Origin of the sequence: Bradyrhizobium sp., assembly GCF_052389815.1 — a bacterium.
GTDB lineage: Bacteria > Pseudomonadota > Alphaproteobacteria > Rhizobiales > Xanthobacteraceae > Bradyrhizobium.
In genome coordinates this window covers 1-19630 of sequence record NZ_JBQTHN010000084.1, presented here as the reverse complement: position 1 = coordinate 19630, position 19630 = coordinate 1, and the positions used below count along the sequence as shown (strand labels likewise).

The following is a 19630-nucleotide window of genomic DNA, read 5'->3' as shown; positions in this document are numbered from 1 at the left end:
CCGATCAGATCGTGCGAGCGGTCGGTGAGGCGTTGCGCCACGAGATGCGTCACTTCCTCGGGACTGCTCTGGATGTAGCCCTCGACCAGGATCAGGCGGGCGCCCATCACCTCCTTGCGGTATTGCTCCATCACCTTCGGCCACACCACGATGTTGGCGATGCCGGTTTCGTCCTCCAGCGTCATGAACACCACGCCCTTGGCGCTGCCGGGGCGCTGGCGCACCAGCACCACGCCGGCGCAGCGGACGGAACGCCTGTCGTTCTTGTGGTTGACGTCCCTGCAGGGGACGACGCGCTCGCGGGAAAACTTCTCGCGCAGAAATTCCATCGGATGGCCCTTCAGCGACAGGCGGATGGTCTGGTAGTCGGCAACGACCTGCTCTGGCATCGGCATTTCAGGCAACGGCTTTGCGTTCTCGTCGGGCTGCTCGCGGGCGATGGCGGCCTCGAACAGCGGCAACGGCACGTCGTCGGGCAGGCGCCGCACTGCCCACAGCGCCGCGCGGCGGTCGAGGCCGAGGGAGCGGAAGGCATCGGCATCGGCGAGCAGGATCAGCGCGCGCTTGGGCAAGGCGGTGTCGCGGGCGAAATCTTCCAGCGAGGTGAAGGGGCGGCGCCTGCGCGCGGCGACGATACGGGCGGCCCAGTCGTCGACTTCCGCCTCTTCCGCTTGCATCTTCACCTCTCCTGCTTGCGGGGGAGGTCGCATCGCATCGAACGATGCGATGCGGGTGGGGGAAGCTCTATCCACACGAACAGTGTGACTCGCGGCACCACCCCCACCCCAACCCTCCCCCGCAAGCGGGAGAGGGAGTGCAGTTCCATCGCGGTTGGCCGGGCGGGATTCTACTTCCAGCACACCCCCATTGCGCACTTGCGCAATGTGGAATGACGACTGGAGACGCTTCAACCGCTCCTCGTCCGGATCGAGCCAATGAAAGCCGTCGATCTGGCGGAAGCCGAGGCGCACGGCGCAATACTTTCCGTCCCCCTCCTCCAGCGTGTTCTGGGCGAAGCTGAAGGACACGTCGATCGCGCGCACCTCGACGCCGTTTTTCCGCGCATCGCCGACGATCTGGGCGGGCGCGTAGAACCCCATCGGCTGCGAGTTCAACAACCCGCAGCAGAAGGCGTCGGGATGATAATGCTTCAGCCAGGACGAGACGTAGACGAGCTGGGCGAAGCTTGCGGCATGGCTCTCCGGAAAGCCGTAGGAGCCAAAGCCCTTGATCTGCTCGAAGCAGTTCTTGGCGAATTCCGGTGCGTAGCCACGCGCGATCAGATTGCCGATCAGCTTGTCCTCGTACTTGCCGATAGTGCCGACGTTGCGGAAGGTCGCCATCGAGCGGCGCAGCCCGTTGGCTTCTTCCGGCGTGAACTTGGCGGCCTCGATCGCGATGCGCATCGCCTGCTCCTGGAACAGGGGCACGCCGAGCGTCTTGTGCAGCACCTTGTAGAGCTCGTCCGGCGGGCCGTGCTCGGGCGACGGCGAAGGATAGCTCTGCTTCTCGATGCCGTTCCGGCGGCGCAGATAGGGATGCACCATGTCGCCCTGGATCGGACCGGGGCGCACGATTGCGACCTCGATGACGAGATCGTAGAAGGTGCGCGGCTTCAGCCGCGGCAGCATGTTCATCTGCGCGCGGCTCTCCACCTGGAACACGCCGAGGGATTCGCCGCGGCACAGCATGTCGTAGACCGGCGTATCGTCCTGCGGGATGGTGGCAAGCTCCCAGCGCTCGCCCTTGTGCTTCTCGATCAGGTCGAAGCACTTGCGGATGCAGGTCAGCATGCCCAACGCCAGCACGTCGACCTTCATCATATGGAGCGCGTCGACGTCGTCCTTGTCCCATTCGATGAAGGTGCGGTCGTCCATCGCGGCATTGCCGATCGGAACGTAAGTGTCGAGCCGGTCCTGCGTCAGCACATAGCCGCCGACATGCTGCGACAGGTGCCGCGGGAATTCGATCAGCTCGGAGGCGAGCTCGACCGCCAGCCCGATCATCGCGTTTTGCGGATCGAGGCCGGCCTGGCGCACCTGCATGTCGTTGAGGCCCTTGCCCCAGCTGCCCCATACGGTATCGGCAAGCGCAGCGGTGACGTCCTCGGTCAGGCCAAGCGCCTTGCCGACGTCGCGGATGGCGCTGCGCGGGCGATAATGGATGACGGTCGCAATGATGGCGGCGCGGTGGCGGCCGTAGCGGCGGTAGACATATTGCATCACCTCCTCGCGCCGCGAATGCTCGAAATCGACGTCGATGTCGGGCGGCTCCAGCCGCTCCTTGGAGATGAAGCGCTCGAACAGCAGGTCCACCTTGGTCGGATCAACCGCGGTGATGCCGAGCACGTAGCAGACCGCGGAGTTCGCCGCCGATCCCCTGCCCTGGCACAGGATATTCTGGCTGCGCGCATAGTGCACGATGTCGTGCACGGTGAGGAAGTAATGCGCGTATTTCAGCTCGGCGATCAGGTCGAGCTCCTTGCGCAGCGTGGCGCGCAGCTTGTCGTCGATCTGCCCGCCGAAATATTTGTCGACGCCGGCCCAGGTGAGGTCTTCCAGGTGCTGCTGTGCGGTCTTGCCCGGCGGCACCGGCTCGTCCGGGTACTGGTATTTGAGCTGGTCGAGCGAGAAGGAGATGCGGCCGGCGAAGCGCATCGTCTCCACGATCGCCTCGGGGAGATCGCGGAACAGCCGTGCCATTTCATGCGCGGGTTTCAGGTAACGCTCCGCATTGGCCTCGAGCTTCCTGCCGATCGCCTCGATGGTGGTCTTCTCGCGAATACAGGTCAGCACATCCTGCAGCTGATGGCGCGCGGGATGGTGATAGAGCACCTCGTTGGTGGCGAGCAGCGGCACTTTTGCGGCAGCCGCAAGCCGATGCAGCCGCGCCAGGCGGCGCCTGTCGTCGCCGCGATAGAGCAGGCTCGCCGCGAGCCACACGCCATCGGCACGGCTGTCGCGCAGCTGCTGCAAAACCTCTTCGGCCTGCGCGGCGTCGAAGCGATGCGGCAATGCGAGGATGAGAAGCTGGCCTTCGGCATAGTCGAGGAGATCGGCGAGCTTGAGGCGGCATTCGCCCTTCTCGACCCGCTCGATATCGCTGCCGCGCTTGCCGCGGGTGAGCAACTGGCAGAGCCGGCCGTAAGCCGCGCGGTCGCGCGGATAGACCAGGATATCCGGCGTACCGTCGATGAAGACGATGCGCGAGCCGATCAGAAGCTTCGGCTTGAATTCGAGCGCGGGATTGTCGAGCTCGCTATGGGCCCGTACCACGCCGGCCAGCGTATTGCGATCGGCAAGGCCGATGACGGGGATCTTTAAATTGCTCGCTTCATGCACATAGGCGCGCGGGTCCGAGCCGCCGCGGAGGAAAGAGAAATTGGTGGTGATGCCGATCTCGGCATAGGGCGTAGTCATGCGAACAGCCCGTGCAGGTACCAGTTGGCGGGCGCCGGCTTGCCCTCCTCGTCCGCAAGCTCGCGCTCGTAAAGTCCGGCGCGAAAAATCCAGAAGCGGCGGCCCGCCTCGTCCTCGACGCGGAAATAATCGCGGGTCAGGGTGTGACCTTCCTGCCTCCACCATTCCATAGCGACGCGCTCGGGACCTTCGACGCGCACCACCGCGTGGGTGACGCGGCGCCAGGTGAAGTGATGCGGCGGACCGTCGGGGACGGTGGCGAACGGCACTTTTATCGACTCGGGCTTTTCAAACAGGCGCAAAGGCCGCAGCGGCGGCTCGCCCTCGGTGCGCGCGGGCCAGGCGGCCTGCGTGGCGGCGGCCAGATGATGCTGCGCGGGCGCGGCGAGTGCGGCGCGCTCGGGGATGTGCGTATCCTCAGGCAGATGTACCAGAACGCGCTTGCCCCCGATGCGGGCGGCGATGCGGTCGATCAGGGCGGAGAGCTCGTCATTGTCGTGCACGGTGGCGTCGAGATCGCGCTGCTCCTGCACCACGATCTCGGTGCGGCCGGCCGAGAGGCGAATGAGATCGAAGCCGAAGCCGGGATCGAGGGGATCGCTGAGGGCATCGAGCCGCTCGCGGAACAGGCGGTCGACCGCCTCGGCGCGCGTCACCGGCCGGCCGGTATCGACCGCGATGACGCGCACCGCGCCGTCGGTGCGGAAGAATGCTGCTTCCAGCCGCCGCGCGCCCTTGCCCTGCTTGTCCATCGCCGACACCAGCATGGCGGCAAGGCTCGACAGCGTGATCGAGATCGTGCTCTCGGTCGCGACCGGCTCGGCAAAGCGCTTTTCGACGATGTAGTCAGGCGGCGGCTTGCGCGGGCTGATCGGCGCATCGCCTTCGCCCAGCGCATGCGAAAGCAGCGTGGTGAAGCGCGCGCCGAACCGCGCGGCGATTTCATGCCGGCCGCGCGCGGCGACGTCGCCGATGGTTTTCAGGCCGGCGCGGCGCAAACCCCTGGTGATGGCGTCATCGGCGCCGAGTGCGGCCACCGGCAGCGGGCCGACGGCGGCGGCCTCCTCATCATCGGCGACGATGCTGCCGGGAAGGCAGCGCGTCAGCGTCCGCGCGCAGATCGAGGTCGCGGCAATCGCCGCGCTGACGGCAAAACCTTGCCGCGCCAGCGCGCCGGTGAGCTGCCGCAGCAGCGCCGCCTCGCCGCCGAACAGATGGGCACAGCCGGTGATGTCGAGGAACAGCCCGTGCGGCGGATCGAGCGCGACCAGCGGCGTGAAGCGGTCGCACCAGTCGGCGATGTCTTCCAGCGTCCTGCGGTCGGCGGCTTCGTCCGCGTCATACACGGTGAGTTCGGGGCAGATGGCGCGGGCATTGGCGAGCGGCAGGCCGACGGAAAGCCCGGCGCGAACCGCCGCCTCGTCGATGGCATAAAGCAACAGCGCGTTGTGCTCCTTGGCCACGACGACTTGCGGGAAGTCCCCCTTCGCCTCTCCCGCTTGCGGGGGAGGCCGTATCGCATCGAAAGATGCGATACGGGTGGGGGCTCTCTCCATACGGGCAGCCGGACTCGCGGCGACACCCCCACCCCAACCCTCCCCCGCAAGCGGGAGAGGGAGCCCAGTCACCTCCCGCGTCTCAACTCGCGAGACGACGTTCTGCGCGCGCTGCCGCCGGATGCGGTCGATGGGCAGGTGTGGCAGCCACAGGCTGAGGATACGACGACGGCTCGCTGAATTGGCACTCATCACATTTCCATTCCATGATCCACCGGCCGACCGGGCCATGACGGTTGCGAACGAGGTGCGCGTCGAACACCGGCGCCCCCCACGCACTCCAGGGGGTTCCCGGCGGCGAATGCGCCGCACGCACGATCCAGCGCGTTTCTGCGGTGGAAGGTGCAGGCTGCGCCGACACCTGCAGCAGCAGCGCGGTGACGCCGGAAGCTTGCGCGGCCAAAGTGAGTTTGCGGCTGGCGACGAGATCGAGCTGGCGCGCCTCGCCAAAGGTCTCCAGCACCACCGCGCCCAGCGCATCGCAGGCGAGCGCATCGGCCGCGGTGCGCAGCGCCGCCTCGACATCGGCGGCGCGCACGGTGACGAGCAGGCGCGGATCGAGGCCGAGCTCGGCAAGCCCGCCCGGCGACAAAGCGCCGGATTCAACTTCGGCAAAATCCTGCCGCACCCAGACCAGCGGCTTTCGCGACGCGATCCGCCCGGCGATGCCGGCGATGAAACCGGTCGCCGATGCGCCCTGGTGCCCCTCGGCAAACACTTCATGCACGGCGGCGAGCGCCAGCCCGCCGCGCAGCATCGCGTCGGCAGCCTTGTGGCCGAGCGCAACCTTGTTCAGGGCGTGGACATCGCCATGCGTCTCGATGCGCTCGATGCTGCCGCGCAGGGACGCAAGCATGCTCATGCGTGCGGGGGCGCATGATCCGTCAAAGTGTGTGCGGTTTGACGACAAGATCATGCGCCTTTCAAAAAGGGGCGCGCGGTTGGACGCAAAACCGCGCACACTTTTGCTGACCGCGCGCGCATGCGTCGCCGCTCCTCGAAAGTGGGCCAGTCGGCTTCTCGGAGAGAACCAGAAGCTGGCTCATTTGTTCATGATATGTTCTAATATAAAGCTAACAGGGCCCTGAGAGTCAATCGGGATTAGGGCTCGCCAGATTCATGAAGGGAATCAAGCAGATTCAGGCAGCGTACGGAGTTCGCCGACATGCACCCCATCACCCTCGCGCATGAAACCGACTTTGATGGCTGGCGCCGGGCCGCACGGGCGCTGGTGCTGAACGGCGTCCCGCCCTCGGAGGTGACATGGCGGGTGCGCGAGGCGGGCGAAGCCGCCGATGCGATCGCGTTGGAAGCGCCGCATGACACCTTCAGCGTGCCGGCGAAATTCGTCGAGCTGGCAAGGCTCGCGATCCTGCATCGCGCTCCCAACCGTTTCGCCCTGCTCTATCGCCTGCTGTGGCGGCTTTGCCGTCACCACGATCTCCTCACCGCCCCCGGCGATTCCGACGTCGCGGAAGTTCTGGCGATGGCGGATGCCGTGCAGCGCGACATCAAGAGCATGCAGGCCGGCTTGCGCTTCCGCGAGATCGGCCGCGAGCAGAAGGCGCGTTTCGTCGCCTGGTTTGCGCCCGCGCATCGGATCGTGGCGGCTGCGGCCCCCTTCTTCGCCAGCCGCTTTGCCGACATGCCCTGGTCGATCCTCACGCCGGATGCCTGCGCGCATTGGGACGGTCATGCAGTAACGATCACGTCGGGCATTCCCGAGACGCCGGACCCGAACCGCCTGGAAGAGACCTGGCAGCGCCATTGCGCCGACATCGTCCATTCGGCAGGATTGAAGACGAGGAACGAGCCGCCTGCTCCGGCGATTGAACCGCGGGAGCCGCCCATGACCCGTAAACCGGTGAGCCGAACACAAGCGGCCGCAGAAGGCCTCACCGCCTTGCGCGCGCAAGCCGCCGACTGCCGCGACTGCCCGCTCTGGAAGAACGCCACGCAAACCGTATTCGGCGAAGGCCCCGCGCCGGCACGGCTGATGCTGGTAGGAGAACAGCCGGGCGACAAGGAAGACCTCGCCGGCAAGCCTTTCGTGGGTCCGGCCGGCAACATGCTCGACCGCGCGCTGGACGAAGCCGGCATCGATCGCGACAAGGTCTACGTCACCAACGCGGTGAAGCATTTCAAATTTGTGCCGCGCGGCAAGATCCGCCTGCACCAGAAGCCCTCGACGCCGGAGATCAGGGCGTGCCGGCAGTGGTACGAGCGCGAGCTCGCTGCCATCAGGCCCGATCTCGTGGTCGCCATGGGTGCCACCGCCGCGCAATGTGTATTCGGCAAGATCACGCCGATCAACAGGAACCGCGGGCGGAGCGTCACTCTGGAAGATGGAACGGAGGCGCTGGCGACCGTGCACCCCTCCTACCTGCTGCGGCTGCCGGACGAAGAATCCAGGGCACGCGAATATGGGCGCTTTGTCGGAGATCTCAGGCTGGCGGCAAAACTGCTGAAAAGTTCCGCCCACGCCGATTGACGGGTTCCCGCGCAAAATCCTGTGATCAGCGAAAAATCTTGGCAATTCGGCAAATTCGGAGTACAACCTTTAATTGATAGATGATATCATCGCATTCTCAGCACCGTTGGGCTCGTCCCCGAGGACTGGACGCCCACTGAGGTCGGCGCGCTGCGCGGCTCTATTTCAGCCCCGGGGCCGTGCGGTGCGCCGACCGCTTCTTCCCGACCCTGGCCAAAAACTAAAAGGCCCGCAGCGCGGGCCTTTTTTATCCGTCATTGCTATGACGGGAAGTCACGCTGCCAGCGAATTCTCCACCAGCTTGATCCAGTAGGAGGTGCCGTAGACGATCGCCTCGTCGTTGAAATTGTAGGCGGGGTGGTGGAGACCGGCGCTGTTGCCGTTGCCGCAGAAGATGAAGGCGCCGGGGCGCGCTTCCAGCATGTAGGAAAAATCCTCCGCGCCCATCATCGGCGGCGTCTCGGCGACGGCGCCCTCGCCGCCGATTTCCCTGGCCACGCGCGTTGCGACGTCGGTCTGTGCGGGGTGGTTCACCGTCACCGGATAGCCGCGCTCATAGACGAGGTCGATCTTCGCGCCGGTCATTTGCGCGACGCCCGAAACCACCTCGCGCACGCGCTGCTCGACGAGGCTGCGCACCTCCTCGGTCAGGGTGCGGATGGTGCCGCGCAGCTCCGCGGTCTGCGGGATGACGTTGCGGGCATTGCCGGCGTGGAATTCGCAGATCGAGATCACCGCCGACTCCAGGGGATCGACGGTGCGCGAGACGATCGATTGCAGGCCGGCGATGACCTGCGCGCCGACCAGGACGGAATCGATGCACTTGTGCGGACGCGCGGCGTGGCCGCCGACGCCCTCGATCTTGATGTCGATGGCGTCCGTCGCCGCCATGATCGCGCCCGTGCGGATCGCGAACTGGCCGACGGGAATGCCGGGGCCGTTGTGCATGCCGTAGACCTGCTCGATGCCGAAACGGTCCATCAGCCCGTCCTTGATCATCGCGGCGGCGCCCGCGCCGCCCTCCTCCGCCGGCTGGAAGATCACGACCGCGGTGCCGCCAAAGTTGCGGGTCTCGGCGAGATAGCGCGCCGCGCCCAGCAGCATCGCGGTGTGGCCGTCATGGCCGCAGGCGTGCATCTTGCCCGGAGCCTTCGACGCGTACGGAAGATCGGTCTCCTCCTCGATCGGCAGCGCGTCCATGTCGGCGCGCAGCCCGATCACCTTGAGGCCGCCATTGGCCGGCTTCCTGCCCTTGATGACGCCGACCACGCCGGTCTTGCCGATGCCGGTGACGATCTCGTCGCAGCCGAATTCCTTCAGCCGCTCGGCCACGAATGCCGCAGTGCGGTGGACGTCGTAGAGCAGTTCGGGGTGCTGGTGGATGTCCCGGCGCCAGGCTTGGATTTCGGGCTGCAGGTCGGCGACGCGGTTGACGATGGGCATGACAGTTTCGGGTCCGTTTTGGTTGTTTTGCCATGTCTAGCATGTCGTGTGCCATCCGCCCAACATCCGGGAAAAGACATGCTGCAATGCCGAACTCCCGGCCAAAGCCGTCATGGACGGGACTTGTCCCGGCCATCCACGTCCGAGTAATAGGCAGGAAAGACGTGGATGCGCGGCTTGCGGTCGGGCATGACGAGGAAACAGGCAGCATGCGACAGCTCGAGGGCGATTTCGACTATATCGTGGTTGGTGCGGGGACCGCGGGCTGCATCATGGCCAATCGCCTGTCGGCCGATCCGACAAAACGCGTGCTGGTGCTGGAGGCCGGCGGCAACGACAACTGGATCTGGTTTCACATCCCGGTCGGCTATCTCTTTGCCATCGGCAATCCCCGCTCCGACTGGATGTTCCGCACCGAGGCCGAGCCCGGCCTCAACGGCCGCTCGCTGGCCTACCCCAGAGGCAAGGTGATCGGCGGCTGCTCCGCCATCAACGCGATGATCTCGATGCGCGGGCAGGCCGCCGATTACGACCACTGGCGGCAGCTCGGCCTTTCCGGCTGGGGCTATGACGACGTGCTGCCGGCCTTCAAGCGGCTGGAGGATCACTTCCTTGGACCAAGCGAGCACCATGGCGTCGGCGGCGGCTGGCGCATCGAGGCGCCGCGGCTGTCGTGGACCATCCTGGATGCCGTCGGCGATGCCGCCGCAGAGATGGGCATCCGAAAAATCCCCGACTTCAACACCGGCGACAATGAAGGCATCAGCTATTTCCACGTCAACCAGAAGCGCGGCCGGCGCTGGTCCGCCGCGCGCGGATTCCTGAAGCCCGCGCTGACGCGGCAAAACCTGCGGCTGGAAACCAGGGTGCTGGTCGACCGCCTCGTCATCGAGCAAGGCCGCGCCGTCGGCGTCCGCTTCATGCAGAACGGCGAGATGTTCGAAGCCCGCACCAAGGGCGAGGTGATCCTCTCCGCCGGTGCGATCGGCTCGATCCAGGTGCTGCACCGTTCCGGCATCGGGCCGGCCGACTGGCTGTCGCCGCTCGGCATCGACGTCGTGCTCGACAAGCAAGGCGTCGGCCGCAATCTGCAGGACCATCTGCAGCAGCGCGCGATCTACAAGGTGTCCAATGTGCGTACGCTGAACGAGACCTACTGGTCGCTGTTCCGTCGCGGCATGATGGGGCTCGACTACGCCTTTCGTCGCCGCGGGCCGCTCACCATGGCGCCGTCGCAGCTCGGCATCTTCACCCGCTCCGATCCTCATCAGGAGCGCGCCAACATCCAGTTCCACGTGCAGCCGCTGTCGCTCGACAAGTTCGGCGATCCCCTGCACCGCTTCCCCGCCATCACAGTGAGCGCCTGCAATTTGCGGCCAACCTCGCGCGGCACCGTGCGCCTCCGCTCGGGCAAGCTCGACGAGGCGCCAATGATCGCGCCGAATTATCTCGCCACTGACGAGGACCGCCGCGTCGCAGCGGACGCGATCCGCACCACGCGAAGACTGATGAAGCAGCCGGTGCTGCAGAAATATGCACCGAGCGAATATCTCCCCGGCCCCTCCGTCGGCGACGACGATGCCTCGCTGGCAAAGGCCGCCGGCGACATCGGCACGACGATCTTCCACCCCGTCGGCACCGCGAAGATGGGCATCGCCAGCGACCCGTCCGCCGTGGTCGACGAGCGCCTGCGCTTCTTCGGTCTCGCTGGCCTGCGCATCGCCGACGCCTCTGTCATGCCGACCATCACCTCGGGCAATACCAACACGCCGACCGCGATGATCGCGGAAAATGCAGCGACGATGATTTTGGAGGATGCGCGGTAGCTACGGCTTCGAAAAGATGCGTGGACTGCGGTTGACGCAGGCTTATAGATATATTACTATAATTTCGTGAATGACCTCCTGCGAACGATCAAGCCGGCCGTTTTCGTGGGCTCGAGCCGGAAAGATCTCCGGGCATTTCCGGCCGCCGTGCGAACTGAAATCGGTCAGGCGCTTTTCGAAGCTCAACTCGGCGATCATCCGCGGAACGCCAGGCCCCTCAAAGGGCTCGGTGGAGTTCTCGAGATTCGGAATAACTTTGACAGCGATACCTACCGGGCGGTCTACACAATCCGGTTCGAGGGCGTGCTGTAGGTCCTGCACGCCTTTCAAAAGAAATCGACGAGCGGAATTGCCACCCCTCAGCGGCACATCGACTTGATCCGACAGCGTTTGCGCGAGGCCGAAATCATTCACAAGGCGTCGAAGGGAGAGCGATGATGAGCACCAGAAAAAGGCTGCCTGCCCACACCAAAAGCTCCGGCAATGTTTTTGCCGATCTCGATCTTCCCAATGCCGAGGAACATCAGCTCAAGGCTGCGCTCCTTGTGCAGATTAAGCGACTTATTGCCGAACGGGAGCTCAGCCAGACCGAGGCGGCCAAGTTGATCAAAATGAAGCAACCCGACCTGTCGAAGCTCTTGCGCGGCCATTTCAAACTTGTATCCGTGGAAAAGCTGATGCTGATGCTGACGGCATTCGATCAGGATGTGGAGATCACGATCAAGCCTCATCGCAAGCGCGGTGAAGCCGGCAGGATTACCTTCAGGACAGCGGCATAAAAACGATTTCGCCAGCAACAGGAGTGAACGCAGAAAGCTACTCCTGCGGCGGATAGCGCTCGAAGGCCGGCAATTCGTGCGCGCGTTCCATCCAGCCGATGCGCTCGGCGGTTTGCACATGCACCGCGACGGGAACGAGATCGGGATCGTCGAAGGTGCCGCTCTGCACGTCGATGATCCCGGGCAGCATGCTGCCGTTGACGTAGAACAGGCCGCTGCCGCAATTGGCGCAAAAATGCCGGCGGCCGCTTTCCGAGGATGCGTACACCTTCGGCTCGCCCTGCGTCACCTTGACCGCGTCTTCGGGAAACATCGCCCATCCCACCATCGGCGCGCCGGCGTGCCGCCGGCAATCAGCACAATGGCATAGCGCGTGCACGATCAGATCGCCTTCCACCTGATAGCGGATCGCGCCGCAATGACAGCCGCCGGTAATGCGCATGGTGTGCTCCTCTCAGTCGAACGTCAGTCGCATCGTAGGGCGGATCAGCCGAAGGCGTAAACCGCCGATGATTTGTACAGGTTACGATAAAGAGCGGCGGATCACGCTTCCGCCTTCGCTCGTTGAGCTACGGCGGACGTGGTCGCTAATCCGCCCTACGGACTCTACGCCGACTTGCGCACGGCGTTGTCGACCAGCGTCTTGCCGAGCGACCAGATCGCGCCGGGGACCTTGTGGCTGGCGGCGATCACTTGATCGAACGAGGTCGCGATCCAGTTGCAGTCCTCTTCGGTGATGACGAGCGGCGGCAGCAGCTTGATGGTGTGGCTGCCATGGCCGGCGACCTGCGTCAGGACCTTGTGGTCCTTGAACAGCGGCACGGTGATAAGCTGGCAGAACAGGCCCTTGTTGGCGGTTTCCAGCACGTTCCACGACGCCTTCAACCGCAGCGATTTCGGCGGGCCGAACTCGACGCCGAGCATCAGCCCCTTGCCGCGCACTGCCTTCAAGAGCTCGTAGCCGGGCACGAGGCGCGTCAGCGCCATGTGCAGTTCGGCGCCGCGCTTCGCCGCCCTCTCGATCAGGTTCTCGGCCTTGATCACTTCCAGCGTGGCGATGCCGGCCGCCATGGCGAGATCGTTCTTCGCAAAGGTCGAGCCGTGCACGACAGCGCGGTCCATCTGGTTGAAGATCTTGTCGAAGATGTTCTTGCGCGTCAGCAGCGCACCCACCGGAACGTGGCCGCCGGACAGCGCCTTCGCCAGCAGCACCATGTCGGGCTCGACGTTCCAGTGTTCCACCGCGAGGAACTTGCCGGTGCGGCCGATGCCGGTCTGGATTTCGTCGGCGACGAACAGCGTGCCGTATTTGCGGCACAGCGCCAGCGCACCCGGCAGGAACTCGTCGGTCGGAAGGTTGACGCCCTTGCCCTGGATCGGCTCGACGATGAAGGCCGCGACCTGCTTCGACGACAGCGCGCGATCGAGCGCGGCCAGGTCGTTGAACGGGATCGGCGTGCAGCCCGGCAGCAGCGGCTCGAAGCCGAGGCGGAAGTTCGGATCGTCCGTCAGCGACAGCGCGCCATAGGACAGGCCGTGGAACGCGTGGCTGCAATAGACGATCCCGGGCCGCCCGGTGGCGCCGCGTGCGAACTTGATCGCAGCTTCCACGGTCTCCGCGCCCGAATTGGCGAAGAACACCTTGTCCAGATATGGCACATGTTCCAGCAGCCGCTCGGCCAGAATGCCGGCGAGCGTGGACACATCGAATTGCACCAGATTGGGCATGTCGGCGTCGAGCACGCTCCTGAGCGCCTGGCGCAGCGCGGGATGGTTCCGCCCGATTGCAAAAACGCCGAATCCGCTCAATAGATCGAGATACTTGTCGCCCTCGCGGTCGTAGAGGTACTGGCCTTGGCCCTTCCGGAATCCGACGTCATAGCCGATCGTCTTCAGGACGCGCACGAACTGCTCGTTCAGATGGCGCGTATGCATGGCGCTGCGCTGGGATTCGCGCGCCGCAAACATCTCGGAAACGTCAAAATTGGAATCTAAGGCCATTGGCTACTTACTTCGGTTGATGGCTGCTTCGTCAACTGAAAACGCCAGATGGCGGCGTTTTGCCCCCCACTCGAGACCAGCCACTAAAGCACAGGTTCTGATCATGTTGCACTGCCCAAGATCGCTTGCCCGTACAATAGCCTTTTCAGGATTATTTTTGGCGGCTGGCTTGGCCTCGGCAAAAGCCGCTGATCCGACCGGCGACTGGCGCGTCGCCGATGGCGTCGCCAACATCCGCGTCGCGCAATGCGGCGGCAACATGTGGGGCGTGGTGGCCTGGGAGAAGAAGCCGGGCGGGCGCGATGCGAACAACCCCGATCCGGCCAGGCAAAGCCGGCCGACGCTGGGCATGCCGATCCTGCTCGCCATGAAGAAGAAACCCGGCGTCGACGCGTGGGAAGGCCAAGTCTACAACGCCAAGGACGGCCAGACCTATTCTTCGACCATCAAGCCCGTCGGCAACGACCAGCTCGAGATTCAGGGCTGCGTGCTCGGCTTCCTCTGCGGCGGCGAGACTTGGACGCGCGTCGGTCCGCCGATCGCCTCGAGCCCGGCGAACAGCATGGCCAAGGGCGCGAACAACATCGGCGCGGCGAAGCCGCAGGCGGCGGCGCCCGCCCCCGGCCCGAAGACCACGGGCTCGACGGCGCCCGGCCAGAAGCAGGCCGCCGGCCAGCCAAAGGATGCTGCCAAGGATGCCGTCGGCGACATCTGCCTGCTGCCCGAGGTGGCGCAGTCTACTCGCTGATCTCGCGCGGTTTGCCCATCAGCGCGGGCTGGAACAACAGCACCGCCGCGAGCGTGATCACGAACGAGAGCGCGAGCAGCTTGCCCATGCTCGCGGTGCCCGGATGACTCGACAGCCACAGGCTGCCGAACGCGGTCGCCGTGGTGAGCGCGCTGAAGAAGATCGCGCGGGTCAGCGACGTCTGCAGCAGGTTGTTCCTGCCCGAGCGCCACGCCACTACATAATAGATCTTGAAAGCGACGCCGATGCCGAGCAGCAGCGGCAGTGCGACGATGTTGGCGAAGTTGAGCGGCAGCCCGATCAGCACGCAGATTTCCATCGTCACGGCGCCCGCCACCAGCAGCGGCACCATCGTCATCAGCACGTCGGAGAAGCGGCGTAGCGTGATCCAGAGCAGCAGGCTGATCACCACCAGCGCCCAGATGCCGGCGTGGATGAATGCCTTCACGATGGTGTCGCCGGATTTCAGGATCGAGACCGGCCCGCCGATCGCGGTCGGCTCGGCCGCCAGCACGGCGTCGGCGAACCGGCGCAGGTTGTCGTTGTCGTTGGGGTCGCCCTTCGGCAGCGCCTCGACGCGGATCAACCCGTCCCTGGACTTCCAGGCGTTCACCAGTTCCGGCGGCAGGTTCTTGGCCGTCACCGGCTGCGCCGTCAGCAGCGCCTTCATGCCGTCGAGCGTCACCTTGAGCGGCGAGACGAACACGTCCTGCGCCTTGTCGCGCATCGCCTGATCGGCATCGGCGAGCTTCTGCAGCGCATCCGCAAGCCGGCGCGAGGCGACCGCGCCCGGTCCCTTGCCGTCGCCGGCCGTCCTGCGCAGCGCGTCGACCGAACTCTTGAGCGACTCGACGTTCTCCGAATCTGTGGGCGCCGGGTCGACGGACTCCGGATTGATGACGGGCATCAACACCTTCGCGGCCTTCTCGATCAGCTTGAGCTTGGCCGGCTGGTCTTCCGGCACGAAGCTGTCGATCGAGCGCACGCTGGCGACTTCCGGCAGCTTCTCGAGCTTTGCCTCGATCTTCCTGGCATCGGCTTCCGAGTTGGTCAGCACGTTGATGGCGTTGGCGCCGGTGTTCGGATCCTTGCGCAGATCGAGGAAGGTGGCGATCGATTCGACGTGCGGATTGCGCAGGTTGATCGGGTTGAAGTCGAACTTCATGAAGTAGAGCAGCGGCAGGCCCGCAATGGCGATCAGCAGCGTGCCGACGATGATCGGCACACGGTAATCCTCCAGGAACTTGTCCATGGGTGCGAGGAAGGCATAGCCGACCGGCTCGCTCTCGCCGGGCGGATTGAGCAGCGTAAGCAGCGCCGGCAGCGCTGTGATGCTGGAGATGAAGGCGATCACCATGCCGGCGCCGGCGATCTTGCCGAGCTCGGCGATGCCCTTGTAATCGGTCGGCAGGAAGCAGAGGAATCCGGCGGCAGTCGCCATCGCCGCAAGCGAGAGCGGCACCGCGGAACGCCGCGCCGCTTCCGCCAGCGCTTCGGCCAGGTTGTCGTTCTTGAAGCGCTCGGAACGGTAGCGCACGCTGAACTGGATGCCGAAGTCGACGCCCAGGCCGACGAACAGCACCGCGAACGCGATCGACAACAGGTTGAGCGATCCCACCAGCCACAGTCCGACCGCGGTGGTGATGGCAAGGCCGATGAACAGGTTGACGAACACGGCGAAGATGATTTTCGCCGAATGCAAGGCCAGCCAGAGAATCACCAGCACGACGAGGACCGTGCCGAGGCCGTTGACGATGGCGCCTTCCTGGACCGTCGAATATTCCTCGTTCGCAATCGGGACCGGACCGGTGAGCCGGACCCGGGCGTGGTAATCCTCGGCGAACTTCAGATCGGCCGCGGCTTTCCGGATCGCGTCGGTGGCGTTCTTGCCGGGCTCGAGCGCTTCATAGTCGATGATCGGCTTGACCTCGATGAAGGAGCGCTTGTCGCCGTCGGTGAGCGGCTTCGGGCTCACCAGCTCACGCCAGGAGAACGCCGGGTCTTGCTTGGCGAGGACTTTCTCGACCGTCTCGGAAACATAGGTGAAGGGCCGTGCCGCATTGTCGAGGTTGGCCTGGCCGCGCTTGACGCCGGCAAGGCCCGTCTCGAGCGCGCCGGTCAGGCCGCGGATCGAGGGATCGCCCGCCATGATCTCGATCAGGGGCGCGGCGGCTTCCAGCTGGCCCGTGGTCCGCGCCACCTCTTCCGTCGGCAGGAAGAGGAGCCCGTTGCGGGAGAAGAATTCGCCGGCGCCGAGCGGCTGCACCGCCTCGAAATTCCTGGTGTCGGTCTTGAGCTTTTCGGACAGCGCGTTGGCGGCGGCGCCGGCGAGCTCCGGCGTCGGGGCCTCGACCACGGCCAGGATCAGCTTCTCGCGATCGAACGCCTGCTCGAACTGGATGTCCCGCTTGCGCCAGTCGAGATCCGGCGAGATCAGCTTGTTGATGTCGGTATTGATGGCGAAATGGCGCGCGGCATAGATGCTCGAGGCAACCGCAAGGACGAGCGAGAGGATCAGGACGAAAGGAGCGAAGCGCGTACAGGCCTTGACAATCGAGACAACAATATTCGTCAGCACGTCGTTTCTTTCTGGTGGTAAGGGCTGGCCGGAAACGCCCGCTATCTAGCGGAGTTCCCTTGGCCCACCTAATGCTTGTTTTGGTTACTTTCGGGACGCGCGCCGACAACGGCGAAACCGACCCAAATGGCGTTGAGCGCGTTGGTATAGCCCGCCCTGTCAGGCGGAAAAGTGACGATTCAGCGAGCGTAGAACCGATCTAACTTTACTATGATACCTCCAAGTTAACCCTGCGGATGCGGCCCTTTCGCAATCCGGCTTTCCCCGGGACTTATTTTTTGACACAAAGCCGTGTGCTTCCATGCCTCGGGAACCAGGAACCGGGCGCGGGAACCCTGATGGTGCGGATGTTGCAGATATCCGGCCGCATGGAGGCTTCAAACATGAGTGTGGTGCAGCTTGCGTAACGACGGTCGTCCTATGGAAGTGTATCTCGCGCAGCCCCGCGGCTTTTGCGCCGGGGTCGTGCGCGCCATCGAGATTGTGGAGCGCGCGCTCGAGAAGTACGGCCCGCCCGTCTATGTCCGGCACGAGATCGTGCATAACAAATACGTGGTCGAGAGCCTCAAGAATAAAGGCGCGATCTTCGTCGAGGACCTCTCGGAGGTTCCCCCGCTCGCGGTGACCGTGTTTTCCGCCCATGGCGTGGCCCGCAGGGTCGAGGAAGAGGCTGCTGCGCGGAACCTGCCGGTGCTGAACGCCACCTGCCCGCTGGTCACGAAAGTTCACAATCAGGGCAAGCGCTACATGTCCAAGGGACGCTCGCTGATCCTGATCGGCCACGCAGGCCATCCCGAGGTCGAGGGCACCATGGGCCAGGTTCCCGGACCGGTCCTCCTGGTCCAAGACGTGGACGAGGTGGCCGCGCTGACGCTGCCCAACAATACTCCGGTCGCCTACATCACCCAGACCACCCTGAGCGTAGACGACACCAGGGACATTATCGCCGCCCTTCACGCGCGTTTTACAGACATTCAAGGCCCCGACACCCGGGATATCTGCTATGCGACTCAGAACCGCCAATCTGCGGTAAGGGACCTGAGCAAGCTCGTCGACGTCATCCTGGTGGTGGGCGCCGCCAACAGTTCCAATTCCAACCGTCTGCGCGAGATCGGCACGGAAGTAGGCGTTCCGAGTTACCTGATTGCCGATGGCAGCGAGCTTAATGAAGAGTGGCTGAGGAACGCCAAGGCCGTCGGCATCACCGCCGGCGCCTCGGCTCCGGAAGTGCTCGTCGACGACGTGATCGAGGCCTTGCGGCGCATCGGACCGGTGACGGTGTCGGTGCTGCCCGGGCGCGAAGAGAACATCGAATTCCGGCTGCCGGCCGAACTGACTGCGGGCTGACTCAACTTTTGACGATCCAAGTGCAAGAAAGAACGCTTCGAAATGGCAATACCCTTCTTCAAGGAAATGCGTATCGGCGGCTATTTGCTCAAGCAGAAACTGCTTGGCCGCAAACGCTACCCCCTCGTGCTGATGCTGGAGCCGCTGTTCCGCTGTAACCTCGCCTGCGTCGGCTGCGGCAAGATCGATTATCCGGATGCCATCCTGAACCGCCGCATGACGGCGCAGGAATGCTGGGACGCGGCCGACGAGTGCGGCGCGCCGATGGTGGCGATCCCCGGCGGCGAGCCGCTGATTCACAAGGAGATCGGCGAGATCGTGCGCGGCCTCGTCGCGCGCAAGAAGTTCGTCTCGCTCTGCACCAACGCGCTGCTGCTGGAGAAGAAGCTCGACCTGTTCGAGCCCTCGCCCTATCTGTTCTTCTCCGTGCATCTCGACGGCCTGCGCGACCATCACGACAAGGCGGTGTCGCAGAAGGGCGTGTTCGACCGCGCGGTCTCGGCGATCAAGGCGGCGAAGGAACGCGGCTTCACGGTCAACGTCAACGCCACCATCTTCGACAACCACCCGGCGGAAGAGATCGCAAAGTTCCTCGACCTCACCACCGAGCTCGGCGTCGGGGTGTCGATGTCGCCGGGCTACGCCTATGAGCGCGCGCCGGACCAGGAGCACTTCCTCAACCGCACCAAGACCAAGCAGCTGTTCCGCGACGTCTTCGCGCTCGGCAAGGGCAAGAAGTGGAATTTCATGCACTCCGGCCTGTTCCTCGACTTCCTCGCCGGCAACCAGGAATATGAGTGCACGCCGTGGGGCATGCCGGCGCGCAATATCTTCGGCTGGCAAAAGCCCTGCTACCTGCTCGGCGAAGGCTATGCGAAGACCTTCAAGGAGCTGATGGAGACCACCGACTGGGATTCCTACGGCACCGGCCGTTACGAAAAATGCGCCAACTGCATGGCACATTGCGGCTACGAGCCGACGGCGGCAACCGCGGCGCTGAACAACCCGCTGAAGGCGGCCTGGGTCGCGCTGCGCGGCGTCCGGACTGCCGGTCCCATGGCGCCGGAAATCGACCTCAGCAAGCAGCGTCCGGCGCAGTACGTTTTCGCCGAGCAGGTGGAGAAGAAGCTGTCGGAGATCCGCCGCGACGAGACGGTCGCCGCCCAGCAGAAGGCCGACAAGCTCACCCAGCAGAAGGCCGCCTCGACGGCCGCCTGATCGGCGAGATCAGCGGAAAATCGAAAAGGCCCGGACATCGCCCGGGCCTTTTTCATTGCGCGTGGGAAGTTCAGGCGTTTCCCGAAACCAGGCTCCCGCCGCCCATCAGGAAGCCGCGGCAGCCGCGCAGCGAGCGCAGCGCGCGGTTGAAATCGATGCCGGTGGAGACGAGCGCATTCAGGGTCTTGGGATTGCGTACCACGCCGCGCACGATGGTGCGCATG

The 19630-nt window shown here is 64.7% G+C and carries 14 protein-coding genes and 1 pseudogene; 7 read left to right on the top strand and 8 right to left on the bottom strand.

What is annotated here, in order from left to right; genetic code table 11:
* From ACT4OC_RS15170 to ACT4OC_RS15160, 3 genes are all read right to left on the bottom strand, one after another.
* The coding region (locus tag ACT4OC_RS15170) for an error-prone DNA polymerase (RefSeq protein WP_444839817.1) at window positions 1-3419 on the bottom strand (3419 nt) is incomplete at its 3' end.
* Window positions 3416-5167 carry a Y-family DNA polymerase gene (locus ACT4OC_RS15165; RefSeq protein ID WP_444839816.1) on the bottom strand — a complete coding sequence of 584 codons (1752 nt, stop codon included), beginning with the start codon at window positions 5165-5167 and terminating at the stop codon, window positions 3416-3418. The genes ACT4OC_RS15170 and ACT4OC_RS15165, both read right to left, overlap by 4 nt.
* The gene (locus tag ACT4OC_RS15160; RefSeq protein ID WP_444839818.1) at window positions 5058-5837 is read right to left on the bottom strand and encodes an ImuA family protein; all 780 of its coding nucleotides are present in this window, start codon (window positions 5835-5837) and stop codon (window positions 5058-5060) included. The genes ACT4OC_RS15165 and ACT4OC_RS15160 overlap by 110 nt, the downstream gene beginning before the upstream one ends.
* Before the next feature lie 303 nt (window positions 5838-6140).
* Between ACT4OC_RS15160 and ACT4OC_RS15155 the strand changes: the two genes are divergently transcribed.
* A complete protein-coding gene (locus ACT4OC_RS15155; protein ID WP_444839815.1) occupies window positions 6141-7466 on the top strand; it encodes a UdgX family uracil-DNA binding protein in 1326 nt (441 codons plus the stop codon).
* Window positions 7467-7739: 273 nt separating this feature from the next.
* Here ACT4OC_RS15155 and ACT4OC_RS15150 read toward each other — a convergent pair whose 3' ends face one another.
* On the bottom strand, window positions 7740-8909 hold the full coding sequence (locus ACT4OC_RS15150; RefSeq protein ID WP_444839814.1) for a M20 aminoacylase family protein: 1170 nt from the start codon (window positions 8907-8909) through the stop codon (window positions 7740-7742).
* 209 nt (window positions 8910-9118) lie between these two features.
* On the opposite strand from ACT4OC_RS15150, the gene ACT4OC_RS15145 reads away from it, so the two are divergent.
* The 3 genes from ACT4OC_RS15145 (at window position 9119) to ACT4OC_RS15135 (ending at window position 11514) form a co-directional block, all read left to right on the top strand.
* The gene (locus ACT4OC_RS15145) at window positions 9119-10735 is read left to right on the top strand and encodes a GMC family oxidoreductase (protein ID WP_444839813.1); all 1617 of its coding nucleotides are present in this window, start codon (window positions 9119-9121) and stop codon (window positions 10733-10735) included.
* Window positions 10736-10801: 66 nt separating this feature from the next.
* The gene (locus tag ACT4OC_RS15140) at window positions 10802-11047 is read left to right on the top strand and encodes a type II toxin-antitoxin system RelE/ParE family toxin (protein WP_444839812.1); all 246 of its coding nucleotides are present in this window, start codon (window positions 10802-10804) and stop codon (window positions 11045-11047) included.
* Between the two features lie 122 nt (window positions 11048-11169).
* Window positions 11170-11514 (top strand): helix-turn-helix domain-containing protein, encoded by a 345-nt coding sequence (locus ACT4OC_RS15135; RefSeq protein ID WP_444839811.1) that lies wholly within the window; start codon window positions 11170-11172, stop codon window positions 11512-11514.
* A gap of 37 nt (window positions 11515-11551) precedes the next feature.
* Here the strand turns inward: ACT4OC_RS15135 and ACT4OC_RS15130 are convergent, their stop codons facing one another.
* Together ACT4OC_RS15130 and hpnO are read right to left on the bottom strand one after the other, a co-directional pair.
* Complete coding sequence (locus tag ACT4OC_RS15130; RefSeq protein ID WP_444839810.1) at window positions 11552-11956, bottom strand: GFA family protein; 405 nt, start codon at window positions 11954-11956, stop codon at window positions 11552-11554.
* A 164-nt stretch (window positions 11957-12120) separates the two neighbouring features.
* Window positions 12121-13515: an aminobacteriohopanetriol synthase HpnO gene (gene hpnO, locus ACT4OC_RS15125; protein WP_444839809.1), complete on the bottom strand. Its 1395-nt coding sequence runs from the start codon at window positions 13513-13515 to the stop codon at window positions 12121-12123.
* Between the two features lie 103 nt (window positions 13516-13618).
* Here hpnO and ACT4OC_RS15120 point away from each other — a divergent pair, with 103 nt between their 5' ends.
* Window positions 13619-14263 carry a DUF2147 domain-containing protein gene (locus ACT4OC_RS15120; RefSeq protein WP_444839808.1) on the top strand — a complete coding sequence of 215 codons (645 nt, stop codon included), beginning with the start codon at window positions 13619-13621 and terminating at the stop codon, window positions 14261-14263.
* On the opposite strand, the gene ACT4OC_RS15115 is transcribed toward ACT4OC_RS15120, so the two are convergent.
* Window positions 14253-16841 (bottom strand): MMPL family transporter, encoded by a 2589-nt coding sequence (locus ACT4OC_RS15115; RefSeq protein ID WP_444839807.1) that lies wholly within the window; start codon window positions 16839-16841, stop codon window positions 14253-14255. The two genes, ACT4OC_RS15120 and ACT4OC_RS15115, sit on opposite strands and share 11 nt — an antisense overlap.
* Window positions 16842-17261: 420 nt before the next feature.
* Between ACT4OC_RS15115 and ispH the strand changes: the two genes are divergently transcribed.
* Together ispH and hpnH are read left to right on the top strand one after the other, a co-directional pair.
* Window positions 17262-18188: a 4-hydroxy-3-methylbut-2-enyl diphosphate reductase gene (gene ispH / locus ACT4OC_RS15110; protein WP_444839806.1), complete on the top strand. Its 927-nt coding sequence runs from the start codon at window positions 17262-17264 to the stop codon at window positions 18186-18188.
* Between the two features lie 42 nt (window positions 18189-18230).
* The gene (gene hpnH / locus ACT4OC_RS15105; RefSeq protein WP_444839805.1) at window positions 18231-19406 is read left to right on the top strand and encodes an adenosyl-hopene transferase HpnH; all 1176 of its coding nucleotides are present in this window, start codon (window positions 18231-18233) and stop codon (window positions 19404-19406) included.
* 70 nt (window positions 19407-19476) lie between these two features.
* Here the strand turns inward: hpnH and ACT4OC_RS15100 are convergent.
* A pseudogene (locus ACT4OC_RS15100) lies at window positions 19477-19630 on the bottom strand (phosphorylase); the annotation flags it as partial.

Coding starts and splice junctions, on each gene's coding strand:
- hpnO (WP_444839809.1), bottom strand. CDS start 13,515: ATGGCCTTAGATTCCAATTTTGACGTTTCCGAGATGTTTGCGGCGCGC.
- ACT4OC_RS15155 (WP_444839815.1), top strand. CDS start 6,141: ATGCACCCCATCACCCTCGCGCATGAAACCGACTTTGATGGCTGGCGC.
- ACT4OC_RS15165 (WP_444839816.1), bottom strand. CDS start 5,167: ATGAGTGCCAATTCAGCGAGCCGTCGTCGTATCCTCAGCCTGTGGCTG.
- ACT4OC_RS15120 (WP_444839808.1), top strand. CDS start 13,619: ATGTTGCACTGCCCAAGATCGCTTGCCCGTACAATAGCCTTTTCAGGA.
- ACT4OC_RS15130 (WP_444839810.1), bottom strand. CDS start 11,956: ATGCGCATTACCGGCGGCTGTCATTGCGGCGCGATCCGCTATCAGGTG.
- ACT4OC_RS15150 (WP_444839814.1), bottom strand. CDS start 8,909: ATGCCCATCGTCAACCGCGTCGCCGACCTGCAGCCCGAAATCCAAGCC.
- ispH (WP_444839806.1), top strand. CDS start 17,262: ATGGAAGTGTATCTCGCGCAGCCCCGCGGCTTTTGCGCCGGGGTCGTG.
- hpnH (WP_444839805.1), top strand. CDS start 18,231: ATGGCAATACCCTTCTTCAAGGAAATGCGTATCGGCGGCTATTTGCTC.
- ACT4OC_RS15145 (WP_444839813.1), top strand. CDS start 9,119: ATGCGACAGCTCGAGGGCGATTTCGACTATATCGTGGTTGGTGCGGGG.
- ACT4OC_RS15135 (WP_444839811.1), top strand. CDS start 11,170: ATGATGAGCACCAGAAAAAGGCTGCCTGCCCACACCAAAAGCTCCGGC.
- ACT4OC_RS15160 (WP_444839818.1), bottom strand. CDS start 5,837: ATGAGCATGCTTGCGTCCCTGCGCGGCAGCATCGAGCGCATCGAGACG.